Here is a 12,992-nt window from a genome sequence, read left to right on the forward strand (position 1 = left end):
AAGGGGCTGGTCGGGGGTGCCGCACGGCAAGACGTGGCAGGTCGTGGCGGTATCGGCCGCGATAGGTCTGGCGGTGTCGGTCGGGGCGGTGGCCGCGGCCGGTCCGTGGGAGTCGGGTCAGCGTACGGCCGAACGCCGCTTGGCCGCCGACCGTGACCAGCACGCGGACGGCCACGCCGCCCACCGCTCGCCGGGCGCCGCCGCGGGGCGTCCCACGGTCACCCCGCCCGCCCCGTCCGCGCCGCCGGTGCTGGCCGCCGCGGGCGCCGGCACCCCGCCCGCCGCCAACGCGCTGGCCGCGCGGCTCGACCCGCTGATGGCCGCGCAGGGCCTCGGGCCGGTGCGGACCGGTGTGGTCATCGACGCGGCCACCGGCCAGGTCCTCTACGACCACCAGTCCGGCCGGGCGTCCACCCCGGCGTCCACCACCAAGCTCGCCACCGCGGCCGCCGCGCTCGCCACCCTCGGCCCCGACCACCGGCTGGCCACCACGGTGGTGGCCACCGGGGCGCACCGGATCGTGCTGGTCGGCGGCGGCGACCCGACGCTGGTCCCCGAACAGCTCGCCGCCGACACGGCGGCCGCGCTCAAGGCCCGCGGCACCACCTCGGTACGGCTCGGCTACGACACGTCGTACTTCAGCGGCCCGGTCATGCATCCCATCGGCACCAACACCAACCTCTCGCCGGTCACCGCGCTCATGGTCCGCGAGGGGCGGCTCGACGACAGCGCGTCGGGTCCGGCGGACCGCGCGGACGACCCGGCGAGGTCGGCGGCGGAAGCTTTCGCCTCGCTGCTGCGGGGGCACGGGATCACGGTCACCGGTCAGCCGACGCCGGGCCGCGGCGCCGGGGGTACGCAGCTGGCGGTCCATCAGTCCGGCACGCTGTCCGCGCTGGTGGAGCGGATGCTGACCAACAGCGACAACGACATCGCCGAGGCGCTGGCCCGGCAGGTGGCGCACGCGGCGGGGCAGCCGGCGAGCTTCGCCGGGGGCGCGAAGGCGGTCGGGGCGGCGCTGCGGCGGCTGGGGGTGCCGCTGGGCGGGGCGGTCTTCACCGACGGCAGCGGGCTGGCGCACGCGGACGCGCTGTCCGCGGTGACGCTGGCCCGGATCCTCGCCCTCGCGGCGGACCCGCACCACCCCGAGCTGCGCGCGATCCTCACCGGTCTCCCGGTCGCCGCCTTCACCGGCACCCTCAGCAGCCGCTTCCAGGCGAGCCCCGGCGCGGGCCTCGTCCACGCCAAGACCGGCACCCTCACCGGCACCAACACCATCGCCGGCACCACGGTCACCCCCTCCGGCCGCCTCCTCACCTTCGCCTTCATGACCGAAGGCACCACCAACCCCCCCACCGCCCAGTCCGCCCTCGACCACCTCGCCACTGCCCTCACCCAGCCGTAGGGCCTGTCCGCCAGGCGGGAACCTCGTGGGTGGGGCACCCAAAGTGGGGGCGGCAACGTACCGTGAAGGCATGACGAGCATCGGTGGAAGCGAGATGGTCGACTGGAACCTCGCCGTGGCGACCGCGGCGCGGCTGACCCGGCCGGGGCCGGAGGTCAGCCGGGACGAGGCGCGGGCGATCGTCGCGGAGCTGCGCCAGCACGCGCGCGACTCCGAGGCGCACGTCCAGGAGTTCACGAGGATGTACGGCGAGGGCGGCGCCCCCGCCCACAGCACACCGGTGCTGATCGTGGACCGCCCGGGCTGGGTGAAGGCCAACGTGGCCGGCTTCCGCGAGGTGCTGCGCCCGCTGCTCGGCAAGATGCAGGCCCGCCGCCCCAGCGGCCCCGGCGGCGTGATGCTCGGCACCGTCGGCGGCAAGGTCACCGGCGTCGAGGTCGGCATGCTGCTGAGCTTCCTGTCCTCCCGCGTGCTCGGCCAGTACGAGACCTTCGCGCCGCCCACCCGCGAGCTGCCCGCCGGGCCCGTCTCGCCCGGCCCCGGCGAGTCCCGCGCCGGACGCCTGCTGCTCGTCGCCCCGAACATCGTCCACGTCGAGCGCGAACTCGACGTGGACCCGCACGACTTCCGCCTGTGGGTCTGCCTGCACGAGGAGACGCACCGCACCCAGTTCTCCGCGGTGCCCTGGCTGCGCGACCACATCGAGGGCGAGATCCAGGCGTTCCTCGGCGAGACCGACCTCGACGCCTCGACCGTGATCGAGCGGGTCCGGGAGGCCGTGCAGTCCTTCACCGGCGCCGGCGCGGGCAAGGAGGAGAGCGCCCAGGACGAGCCGGAGGACGGCCGCAGCCTGGTCGACCTGGTGCAGACCCCCTCCCAGCGGGAGATCCTCGCCCGGCTGACCGCCGTGATGTCGCTGCTCGAAGGCCACGCCGACTTCGTGATGGACGGCGTCGGCCCCGAGGTGGTGGCCACCGTCGCCGAGATCCGGGAGAAGTTCAGCCAGCGCAGGGCCAGCGGCGCCAGCCGCCTCGACCAGGCACTGCGCCGCCTGCTGGGCCTGGACGCCAAGCTCCGCCAGTACCGCGACGGCGAGCGCTTCGTCCGCGCGGTCGTCGACGAGGTCGGCATGGACGGCTTCAACCGGGTGTGGACGTCGCCCAACACGCTGCCGACCAAGGCGGAGATCGCCAAACCCGCGGACTGGGTCGCTCGGGTGCACAGCCGTAGCGAATCCTGAGAGCCGTCCCCCGCCCGGTTCACCCGTCCGAGGGACCGTAGACGCTGGGTAGCGCGTGCGATGCTCGGGTAACGCCCGGGTTTCTGTCACCATCTGCATACCCAGCGTCACTTCAGCAGCCCCTCATCCTCCCCAGGAGGGAACCGGACATGGGACCCCACCCCACGGTCGCGGCGATACGCCTGGCGGTCCGCCGCGTCCTGCACGACGTCCTCACCGCTTCCGCCGACCCGCACCCGCTGGTGCTCGCCGCGTGCAGCGGCGGCGCCGACTCCATGGCGCTGGCCGCCGCCCTCGCCTTCGAAGCACCCAGAATCGGTGTGCGCGCCGGCGCGGTCACCGTTGACCACGGTCTCCAGGACGGCTCCGCGGGCCGCGCCATGGAGGTCGCCGAGCGGCTGCGTGCGCTCGGGCTCGACCCGGTCGACGCGGTCGGTGTGACCGTCGGGCGGCAGGGCGGCCCGGAGGCCGCCGCCAGGGACGCCCGCTACGCCGCGCTCGACGCCACCGCCGAGGCCCGCGGCGCCTTCGCCGTGCTCCTCGGCCACACCCGCGACGACCAGGCAGAAACGGTGCTCCTCGGGCTCGCCCGCGGCTCCGGCACCCGCTCGCTGGCCGGGATGGCCGCGATCTCCGGCACCAACGGCCGGTACCGCAGGCCGTTCCTGCTGCTGGACCGCGACACCGTGCGCCAGGGCTGCCTGGCGCAGGGCATCACCGTGTGGGAGGACCCGCACAACCACGACCCCGCCTACACCCGCTCCCGGGTGCGGCACGAAGCGCTGCCGGTGCTGGAGAAGTCCCTCGGCAAGGGCGTCGTCGAGGCACTGGCCCGTACCGCCCAGCTCTCCCGGGACGACGCCGACGCCCTCGACCAGTGGGCCGCCGACGCCCAGGCCGACGCGGCCGGCGACGACGGCAGCCTCGACGCGCTGCGGCTGTACGCGCTGCCCGCCGCGGTCCGCCGCCGGGTGCTGCGCCGCGCCGCGATCGCCGTCGGCTCGCCCGCCGGGTTCCTCTTCGCCCGCCATATCGAGGAGGTGGACCGCCTGGTCACGGGCTGGCACGGCCAGAAAGCGCTCAACCTGCCGGGCGGCGTCACCGTCCTCAGGTCGAATGGCAGACTGTTCTTCTCGCCGTCGTAAGGCCACTCACCTGGTCCACACACCTGAGGGACGTACCGCGTAGTGAACGAGAACGACATGGGCGCCGACCTTGAGAAGGTGCTCATCTCCAAGTCAGAGATCGACGCCAAGCTCGTGGAGCTGGCGGCGGAGATCGACCGGGACTACGCGGGACGGGACCTGCTGATCGTCGGTGTCCTCAAGGGCGCCGTGATGGTGATGGCCGACCTGGCCAGGGCGCTGTCCACGAACGTGACGATGGACTGGATGGCGGTGTCCTCCTACGGCGCCGGCACCAAGTCGTCCGGCGTGGTCCGCATCCTCAAGGACCTCGACACCGACATCGCGGGCCGTGACGTACTGATCGTCGAGGACATCATCGACTCCGGTCTGACGCTGTCCTGGCTGATCAGCAACCTGGGCTCGCGCGGCCCGGCCTCCCTGGAGGTCTGCACCCTGCTGCGCAAGCCGGAGGCGGCCAAGGTCGAGATCGACGTGAAATACACCGGTTTCGACATCCCGAACGAGTTCGTCGTCGGTTACGGACTGGACTACGCCGAGAAGTACCGCAACCTCCCGTTCGTGGGCACCCTTGCCCCGCACGTCTACGGCGGCTGACGCTCCGGGGAACCACTGCCGGTTTCTCGCCGTTGGAGCAGGGGAAAGCGGCTCGGTTAACGGTCGGCGGCAACCTCGGGTGACAATGCTGGGGTACCGTCCGAAGGTCGGGTCAATAGTCAATACACCGGATGCATGCGCGGCCAGTCGGCAGGCGGTGCCTCACTGTGGCAGGAGGGACGGGGCCCATACGCCCCGCATGGATGGACGTGAAGCGCTATTTCCGTGGGCCAGTGATGTGGATCGTGCTGGCTGTCCTCGCCGTGGTCGTGTTGATGCAGGTCGTCGGGTCTGGCGGCGGCTACAAGACAGTGGACACCGGCGTGGTACTCAACGCGATCGACACCAACAAGGTCGATAACGCCCAGCTGACGACCGGAGACGACAACTCCATCAAGGTCCAGCTCCGCGACGGCGTCAAGATCGAAGGCAGCAACAAGATCAGGGCGAGCTACATCGGCGACCAGGGTGCCGCCATCGCCACTGATCTGCAGAACATCGAGAACGGCAAGGTGCCCGGCGTCTCGCTGCCCGGCCACTACACGGTCTCCCAGTCCAAGCAGAACGCCTTCGTCGGCATTCTGCTGTCACTGCTGCCCTTCGTACTGATCGTGGTGGTCTTCCTCTTCCTGATGAACCAGATGCAGGGCGGCGGTTCGCGCGTCATGCAGTTCGGGAAGTCCAAGGCCAAGCTGATCACCAAGGACACCCCCAAGACGACGTTCTCCGACGTCGCGGGCTGTGACGAGGCGGTGGAGGAGCTCCAGGAGATCAAGGAGTTCCTGCAGGAGCCCGCCAAGTTCCAGGCCGTCGGCGCCAAGATCCCCAAGGGCGTGCTGCTCTACGGCCGCCCCGGCACCGGCAAGACCCTGCTGGCCCGCGCTGTCGCGGGCGAGGCGGGCGTGCCGTTCTACTCGATCTCCGGTTCCGACTTCGTCGAGATGTTCGTCGGTGTCGGTGCCTCCCGGGTCCGCGACCTGTTCGAGCAGGCCAAGGCGAACGCCCCGGCGATCGTCTTCGTCGACGAGATCGACGCGGTCGGCCGCCACCGCGGCGCCGGCCTCGGCGGCGGTCACGACGAGCGCGAGCAGACCCTGAACCAGCTCCTGGTGGAGATGGACGGCTTCGACGTGAAGGGCGGGGTCATCCTGATCGCCGCCACCAACCGGCCCGACATCCTCGACCCGGCGCTGCTGCGCCCCGGCCGTTTCGACCGGCAGATCGCGGTCGACCCGCCGGACCTCCAGGGCCGCCTGGAGATCCTCAGCGTGCACCAGAAGGGCAAGCCGATCGCGCCGGACGTCGACCTCATGGCCGTCGCCCGCCGCACCCCCGGCTTCACCGGTGCCGACCTGAGCAACGTGCTGAACGAAGCGGCGCTGCTCACCGCGCGCAGCGACAAGAAGCTGATCGACAACAACACGCTCGACGAGGCCATCGACCGCGTCGTGGCCGGTCCGCAGAAGCGCACCCGGATCATGTCGGACAAGGAGAAGAAGATCACCGCGTACCACGAGGGCGGACACGCCCTGGTCGCGGCGGCTTCCCCGAACTCCGACCCGGTCCACAAGGTGACGATCCTGTCCCGCGGCCGGGCGCTGGGCTACACCATGGTGCTGCCCGACGAGGACAAGTACTCCACGACGCGTAACGAGATGCTCGACCAGCTCGCGTACATGATGGGCGGCCGGGCGGCGGAGGAACTGGTCTTCCACGACCCGACCACCGGCGCCTCGAACGACATCGAGAAGGCGACCGCGACCGCCCGTGCCATGGTCACGCAGTACGGCATGACCGAGCGGCTCGGCGCGATCAAGTTCGGCTCGGACAACTCGGAGCCGTTCCTCGGACGTGAGATGGGTCACCAGCGCGACTACTCGGAAGAGGTCGCCGGGCTGGTCGACGAAGAGGTCAAGAAGCTCATCGAGACGGCGCACAACGAGGCCTGGGAGATCCTGGTCGAGAACCGGGACGTCCTGGACAACCTCGTGCTGGCGCTGCTGGAGCGGGAGACGCTGAACAAGGAGGAGATCGCCGAGATCTTCTCCCAGATCGTCAAGCGCCCGCCGCGTCCGGCCTGGACGGGCTCCGCCCGGCGTACGCCGTCCACCCGGCCGCCGGTGCTCTCCCCGAAGGAGCTGGCCCTCACCAACGGTTCGCAGCCCGCCAACGGCAGCGCCACCGTGGTGTCGACCACCAAGCCGGTCGCCGAGCCGGCCGACCTCCCCGAGGACGGCCCGTCGGAGAACTGATCACCGCAGCTCCGGGGGCATCCCGGAATGCAGGCCGCGGCCCCGAGGTTCTAGCCTTGGGGCCGCGGCCGTTCGTTTGTACGGATATACGGACACCGGCCGGGACGTATCCGCAGGAGGAACGAGGCACTGATGACCGACCCCGTGACGTTCGACGGCGGTCCCGTCGGCGAGTTCGACGAGAAGCGCGCCGAGGCGGCCGTGCGGGAGCTGCTCTACGCGGTCGGTGAGGACCCGGACCGCGAGGGCCTGCGCGAGACGCCCGCCCGGGTGGCGCGGGCCTACAAGGAGATCTTCGCCGGGCTCTGGCAGGAGCCGGAGGACGTGCTCACCACCACCTTCGACCTCGGGCACGACGAGATGGTGCTGGTGAAGGACATCGAGGTGATGTCGTCCTGCGAGCACCACCTGGTGCCGTTCGTCGGGGTCGCCCACATCGGCTACATCCCCTCCACCAGCGGCAAGATCACCGGCCTGTCGAAGCTGGCCCGCCTCGTCGACGTCTACGCCCGCCGCCCGCAGGTGCAGGAGCGGCTGACCACGCAGGTCGCCGACGCGCTGATGCGGATACTGGAGCCGCGCGGGGTGATCGTCGTCATCGAGTGCGAGCACATGTGCATGACCATGCGCGGGGTGCGCAAGGCGGGCGCCAAGACCATCACCTCGGCGGTCCGCGGCCAGCTCCGCGACTCCGCGACCCGCTCCGAGGCGATGAGCCTGATCATCGGCCGCGGCTGACCGTCACGCGGCGGTGCTGAGCTTGCCGGTCAGCCACTGGAGGGCCGGGGGGATCTCCCGGGCCCAGGTGGTGAAGTTGTGGCCGCCGCTGGGCAGGATGATCGACGAGAGCTGGACCGGCGGCTTGACCAGCCCGATGAAGCGCATGGTGTTGCGGTAGTTGCGCTCGCCCTTCTTGCTGCTGGTCACCAGCAGGTTCACCGGCGGCTGCGGCAGGTGCTGCAGCCGCCAGATCAGGTCGTTCTGGCGGCGTATGTCGAGGCTGCCGCCGTACAGGTCGCCGGTGGTCGCGTCCTTCGGGGCGCCGTAGTCCGCCGACAGGCCCACGGCGCTGGAGAACGCCTGCGGGTTGCGCATGGCGAGCTTGAGCGCGCAGTAGCCGCCCGTGGAGTCGCCCATCACGCCCCAGCTGCGCGCCCCGGCGCCGATCCGGTAGTGGCTGCTCAGCGCGGCGGGCAGGTCCTTGGTGAAGTACGTGGCGGCCTGCGGGCCGCCCGGCACGTCGGTGCACTCGGTGTCCCGCGGCGGCGCCACGGTCGGCCGCATCATCACCAGGACCGTCGGCTGGGCCTTGCCCGCGCGCACCTGGCCCGCCGCGATCTCCGGGTACTTCGCCTTCTTGTACAGCGCCTCGGCGCTGCCCGGGTAGCCGGTCAGCACCAGCACGGCCGGGAAGACCCGCGACGGCTGCTGGAAGTACTGCGGCGGCAGATAGACGTAGGCCGTGGAGGTGATGCCCGTACCGCCGCCGCCGATGGCCACCTTCTGGATCTGGCCGCCGACCCGCGGCGAGGCGCCGCCCCGCACGTTCACGTGCTGGGTGCCGAGCATTTTCACATCGCCGGACAGGCCGGATGTGTGATTGACCACTATCCCCGGCGCGGTGTCCTCGCCGAAGAGGTCGGCCCATGAGGCGTAGAAGCCGAAGGAGTAGTTGGCCGCCAGGCCCAGCACGCAGATCAGCGAGAACTGGGTGGTCAGCAGGGCTGCCACCCGCCCCAGCACCGAAGGTAGGCTGCGGCGCGCGAGTCGCGGCCAGAACCATACGGTGACGGCGAACAGGGCTACCGCGAGCAGAGCGGCGAGCAGCAGGACCTTCTTACTCGTGAGACCCATGGAGCCGGCGTAACTTTCCGTGTCGCGTTGGTTGCGCCGCCTCGGACGGAACCCCGAGGCTGGGGATCGCGTCCTAGAGGGCGCAAATTATTCGTACTGGAGCAGATTGCGGGATAACTCCCGTGATGTTGGGGCTTGGTGACCCATGTACGTACAGGTAGAGGGCGAAAGCCTGATCCGGGTTCCGCGGGACGGTGTCCGTGTCCGCTGACCGCGCCTGTGCACCGCGCCGCCGCTGGCGGCTGCGTCCGTCCGCCGTACCCGTGATCATCGGCACCGCCGCCTTCGTGATCGGGGTCCTCGATGTGGTGGGGGCGGTCTTCCCCGCCTTCCGCGAGGGGCGGATGCACCGCCTCGCCGCGGTCTTCCCCGGCACCGTCAGCTCGCTGGCCGCGGCCACCGCCGTGGTCACCGGCATCCTGCTGCTGATGCTCGCCCACGCGCTCAAACGCGGGAAGTCACGCGCCTGGTGGGCCACCGTCCTGCTGATGCCGGTGGGCTCCGCCACCCAGCTCATCTACCGTCACTCGATCTTCGGCGCGGTGCTGTCGCTGGCGCTGATGGGCGTGCTGATCGCGTACCGCAGCGAGTTCACCGCGCTGTCCGACCCGCGCACCCGCTGGCGGGCCGCGCTGAACTTCGTGGTGCTCAGCGCGGTCGCCTTCGGCCTCGGCATGGTCATCACCAGCGCGCACCCCAAGTCCGAGCGCGGCAACCCGGGCCTCATCGAGCGGGTGCAGCACGTGCTGTACGGCCTGTTCGGCTTCCAGGGCCCGGTCAGGTACACCAGCGACCGGGTCGGCGACGTGGTCGCTTACTCGCTCGGCGGCCTCGGCCTGCTCATCGCGATCTCCACCGTCTATCTGGCGCTGCGGCCCGGCCGCCCGGTCGCCGAGCTGAGCGAGGAGGACGAGGAGCGGCTGCGCGCGCTGCTGGTCAAGCACGGCGCCCGCGACTCCCTCGGGCACTTCGCGCTGCGCCGCGACAAGAGCGCGGTCTTCTCGCCCAGCGGCAAGGCGGCGGTCTGCTACCGGGTGGTGTCCGGCGTGATGCTCGCCAGCGGCGACCCGATAGGCGATGTCGAGGCGTGGCCCGGCGCGATCGAGCAGTACATGGAGCTGGCCCGCGCCCACGCCTGGCTGCCCGCCGTCGTCGGCTGCAGCGAGACCGGCGGCGAGGTGTGGACCCGCGAGACCGGCCTGGACGCGCTGGAGCTGGGCGACGAGGCGATCGTCACCACCAGTGAGTTCACCCTCCAGGGCCGCGCGATGCGCAATGTCCGGCAGATGGTGAAGCGGATCGAGCGGTCGGGGTACGTGTGCCGGGTGCGCCGGGTGCGGGACCTGACCGAGGAGGAGAAGGACCGCGTGCGGCTGGCCGCCGACGCCTGGCGCGGCACCGACACCGAGCGCGGCTTCTCCATGGCGCTGGGCCGCTTCGGCGAGGAGCTGGACGGCGACTGCGTGGTGGTCACCGCCCACAAGGAGCGCGAGCCGGAGGCCCCCCATCCCGAACTGGGCGACCTGCGGGCCGTCCTGCACTTCGTGCCCTGGGGCAGCGACGGGCTCTCCCTGGAACTGATGCGCCGCGACCGGTCCGCCGACCCCGGCCTCAACGAGCTGCTGATCGTGGCCGCCCTCCAGGAGGCGCCCGCGCTGGGCATCACCCGGGTGTCGCTGAACTTCGCCATGTTCCGCTCGGCGCTCGCCCGCGGCGAGCGGATCGGCGCAGGTCCCGTGCTGCGCGGCTGGCGCGGACTGCTGGTGTTCCTGTCGCGCTGGTTCCAGATCGAGTCGCTGTACAAGTTCAACGAGAAGTTCCAGCCCGACTGGGTGCCGCGCTTCCTGGTCTTCCCCAACTCCCGCGACCTGCCCAGGATCGGCTTCGCCATCATGCAGGCCGAGGGCTTCGTCACCCTCTCGCTGCCGCTGCCCGCCACCATCCAGCGGTTCCTGCCCGGCCGCCGCAACCGGCAGCCGCACCGGCACAAGAGCGGGTACGCGACCGGCTCGGACGCAGCCAAGGAGAGTGCGGTCGCGTGACCGGCAGCGCCTACGCTGGGCGCATGGTGACGTTGCAGGGCCGGATCAGGCCCGCCGGACTTCCGGAGTGGGACCGCTGCGCGGTCATGGGCGTGGTGAACGTCACGCCCGACTCGTTCTCCGACGGCGGGCGGTGGTTCGACCCGGAGCTGGCGGTCAAGCACGGCCTCGACCTGGTGGCCCAGGGCGCCGACCTGGTCGACGTGGGCGGCGAGTCCACCCGCCCCGGCGCGACCCGGGTCGACGAGGCCGAGGAGCTGCGCCGGGTGGTGCCGGTGGTGCGGGAGCTGGCCGCCGCCGGGGTGCTGGTCAGCGTCGACACCATGCGCGCCGCCGTCGCCGAGCGGGCCGTCGCGGCGGGCGCCCGGCTGGTCAACGACGTGAGCGGCGGTCTGGCCGACCCCGAGATGATCCCGGTGGCCGCGGCGGCCGGGGTGCCGTTCGTGGTCATGCACTGGCGCGGCCAGAGCATCGACATGAACAACCGTGCGGTCTACGCCGACGTCCTCGCCGAGGTGGTCGGCGAGCTGCGCACCGGCCTGGAGCGGGCGGTGGCGGGCGGTATCGCCCCCGAGCGGATCGTCCTCGACCCCGGCCTGGGCTTCGCCAAGACCGCCGACCACGACCTGACGCTGCTGGCGCACCTGGGCGAGCTGCGCGCGCTGGGCCGCCCGCTGCTGGTGGCCGCCTCCCGCAAGAGGTTCCTCGGCCGTATCCTCGCCGACCCGTCGGGCGACCCACCGCCCGCGCGGGAGCGGGACGCGGCCACCGCGGCCGTCACCGCCATCGCCGCCCGTGAGGGCGCCTGGGCGGTGCGGGTGCACGAGGTGCACGCGAGCGCGGACGCGGTCCGGGTGGCGCGGGCCATCGAGGGCTCCGCGTGACGCCGCGGACCGCGGAGGCCCGCGCGGTGGAGCGGGCCAACCAGGCGTTCTACGACGCGGTGGAGACCTCGGACCTGGACGCGCTGGAGTCACTGGTGCTGGACGGGCCGCTGGCCGAGACGGTCTCGGTGGTGCACCCGGGCTGGCCGGTGCTGCGCGGGCGGCGCGAGGTGATGCGGTCGTACGCGCTGATCATGGCCAACACCGAGTACATCCAGTTCTTCCTCACCGACGTCGAGGTGGGCGTCGACGGCGACACCGCGGTGGTGACCTGCACCGAGAACATCCTGACCGGTGGCCCGGCCGAGGAGGACGGCTCGGCCGGCTCCCTGGTGGGCGGGCTGGTGGTGGCCACCAATGTGTTCCGTCGCACAGCCGACGGCTGGCGGCTGTGGGTGCACCACGGATCGCCCGTGCTGGCGGAGGAGGACGACGAGGACGGCGCCGGCGACGGCGGCCCCGAGGACCCCGACGACGCGTGACGCTCACCTCCCCGTGGCCTCGTTGTCGGTGACGGAGGGTAGATTCGACCACCCCGTCCGTCCGGAGACCTGTCCGGAGACCGTCCCGGACGCCCTTCCGAACGATCACCAGGAGTGATGACGTGGATCGAGTCACGCTGCGCGGCCTGAAGGCCCGCGGTCACCACGGGGTGTTCGCGCACGAGCGCCGGGACGGCCAGGTGTTCGTCGTCGACCTGGTGCTGGGCCTCGACACGGCGCCCGCGGCCGCGGGCGACGACCTTTCCAAGACCGTGCACTACGGTGTGGTCGCCGAAGAGGTCACGGCCGTGGTCTCCGGCGAGCCGGTCGACCTGATCGAGACCCTCGCCCAGCGCATCGCGGACACCTGCCTGGGGCACGACATGGTGCAGGAGGTCGAGGTGACCGTGCACAAGCCCGACGCACCCATCACCGTGCCGTTCGACGACGTGACCGTGACCATCACCCGGAGGCGCCCGTGAGTTCGCTGAACCCCGAGTACCCGGTCGACCCCACCGTGCAGCCGGTGCCCGCCTCGGTGGTGGCCCAGGTCGACGCCGCCGACAGCACCCTGAGCAACCCCAGAACCGCCGTGATCGCCCTCGGCAGCAACATGGGCAACCGGCTGGAGACCCTGCAGGGCGCCGTCGACGCGCTGGAGGACACCCCCGGCGTGCGGGTGAAGGCCGTCTCGCCCGTCTACGAGACCGAGCCGTGGGGCGTCGCGCCCGGCACCCAGGCCAACTACCTCAACGCGGTGGTGCTGGTCCGCACCACCCTGCCGCCCGAGTCGCTGCTGGAGCGCGGCCACGCGATCGAGGAGGCGTTCCTGCGGGTGCGCGCCGAGCGCTGGGGCCCGCGCACCATCGACGTGGACATCGTGGCGTACCAGGACGTCGTCTCGGACGACCCGCTGCTGACACTTCCGCATCCCCGGGCTCACGAGCGTGCCTTCGTGCTCGTACCGTGGTACGACGTGGACCCGGCGGCGGAACTGCCGGGACGCGGTCCGGTCGCCGGACTGCTGGCGGCGCTCGGCCGCGAGGGAGTGTGGCTCCGCGCCGATGTGGAACTCCGGCTGCCCGAGTAAT

12 protein-coding genes are annotated in these 12,992 nt (G+C 71.6%); 11 read left to right on the top strand and 1 reads right to left on the bottom strand.

All coding sequences use genetic code 11. The annotated features are described in order from the left end of the window. Positions 1 to 16 precede the first annotated feature (16 nt). From dacB to folE, 6 genes are all read left to right on the top strand, one after another. Positions 17 to 1,405 (top strand): D-alanyl-D-alanine carboxypeptidase/D-alanyl-D-alanine-endopeptidase, encoded by a 1,389-nt coding sequence (gene dacB / locus AB0M29_RS28100; RefSeq protein WP_365387461.1) that lies wholly within the window; start codon positions 17 to 19, stop codon positions 1,403 to 1,405. Positions 1,406 to 1,475: 70 nt separating this feature from the next. Continuing rightward, positions 1,476 to 2,645 (top strand): zinc-dependent metalloprotease, encoded by a 1,170-nt coding sequence (locus AB0M29_RS28105; protein WP_365387463.1) that lies wholly within the window; start codon positions 1,476 to 1,478, stop codon positions 2,643 to 2,645. A 149-nt stretch (positions 2,646 to 2,794) separates the two neighbouring features. Next, on the top strand, positions 2,795 to 3,790 hold the full coding sequence (gene tilS, locus AB0M29_RS28110; RefSeq protein WP_365387466.1) for a tRNA lysidine(34) synthetase TilS: 996 nt from the start codon (positions 2,795 to 2,797) through the stop codon (positions 3,788 to 3,790). A 57-nt stretch (positions 3,791 to 3,847) separates the two neighbouring features. Beyond that, positions 3,848 to 4,387, top strand: coding sequence for a hypoxanthine phosphoribosyltransferase (gene hpt / locus AB0M29_RS28115; protein WP_365387552.1), 540 nt, complete (start codon positions 3,848 to 3,850; stop codon positions 4,385 to 4,387). Between the two features lie 203 nt (positions 4,388 to 4,590). Next, positions 4,591 to 6,639, top strand: a complete 2,049-nt coding sequence (gene ftsH / locus AB0M29_RS28120) for an ATP-dependent zinc metalloprotease FtsH (RefSeq protein WP_365387468.1) — start codon at positions 4,591 to 4,593, stop codon at positions 6,637 to 6,639. 132 nt (positions 6,640 to 6,771) lie between these two features. Further along, entirely contained in the window at positions 6,772 to 7,377 is a 606-nt protein-coding gene (folE, locus tag AB0M29_RS28125) for a GTP cyclohydrolase I FolE (protein ID WP_365387471.1), read from the top strand. Between the two features lie 3 nt (positions 7,378 to 7,380). On the opposite strand, the gene AB0M29_RS28130 is transcribed toward folE, so the two are convergent. Then, positions 7,381 to 8,493: an alpha/beta hydrolase-fold protein gene (locus AB0M29_RS28130; protein WP_365387473.1), complete on the bottom strand. Its 1,113-nt coding sequence runs from the start codon at positions 8,491 to 8,493 to the stop codon at positions 7,381 to 7,383. A gap of 200 nt (positions 8,494 to 8,693) precedes the next feature. Between AB0M29_RS28130 and AB0M29_RS28135 the strand changes: the two genes are divergently transcribed. From AB0M29_RS28135 to folK, 5 genes are all read left to right on the top strand, one after another. After that, positions 8,694 to 10,535, top strand: coding sequence for a phosphatidylglycerol lysyltransferase domain-containing protein (locus AB0M29_RS28135; RefSeq protein ID WP_365387475.1), 1,842 nt, complete (start codon positions 8,694 to 8,696; stop codon positions 10,533 to 10,535). A gap of 23 nt (positions 10,536 to 10,558) precedes the next feature. Then, positions 10,559 to 11,419: a dihydropteroate synthase gene (gene folP, locus AB0M29_RS28140; protein WP_365387478.1), complete on the top strand. Its 861-nt coding sequence runs from the start codon at positions 10,559 to 10,561 to the stop codon at positions 11,417 to 11,419. Then, the gene (locus tag AB0M29_RS28145) at positions 11,416 to 11,901 is read left to right on the top strand and encodes a nuclear transport factor 2 family protein (protein ID WP_365387479.1); all 486 of its coding nucleotides are present in this window, start codon (positions 11,416 to 11,418) and stop codon (positions 11,899 to 11,901) included. The genes folP and AB0M29_RS28145 overlap by 4 nt, the downstream gene beginning before the upstream one ends. Positions 11,902 to 12,023: 122 nt before the next feature. Then, positions 12,024 to 12,383: a dihydroneopterin aldolase gene (gene folB, locus AB0M29_RS28150; protein WP_365387481.1), complete on the top strand. Its 360-nt coding sequence runs from the start codon at positions 12,024 to 12,026 to the stop codon at positions 12,381 to 12,383. After that, positions 12,380 to 12,991, top strand: a complete 612-nt coding sequence (gene folK, locus AB0M29_RS28155; protein WP_365387484.1) for a 2-amino-4-hydroxy-6-hydroxymethyldihydropteridine diphosphokinase — start codon at positions 12,380 to 12,382, stop codon at positions 12,989 to 12,991. Before folB ends, folK begins: the two co-directional genes overlap by 4 nt. The last annotated feature ends 1 nt before the right edge of the window (position 12,992 follow it).

Origin of the sequence: Streptomyces sp. NPDC051976 (assembly GCF_040680795.1) — a bacterium.
GTDB lineage: Bacteria > Actinomycetota > Actinomycetes > Streptomycetales > Streptomycetaceae > Actinacidiphila.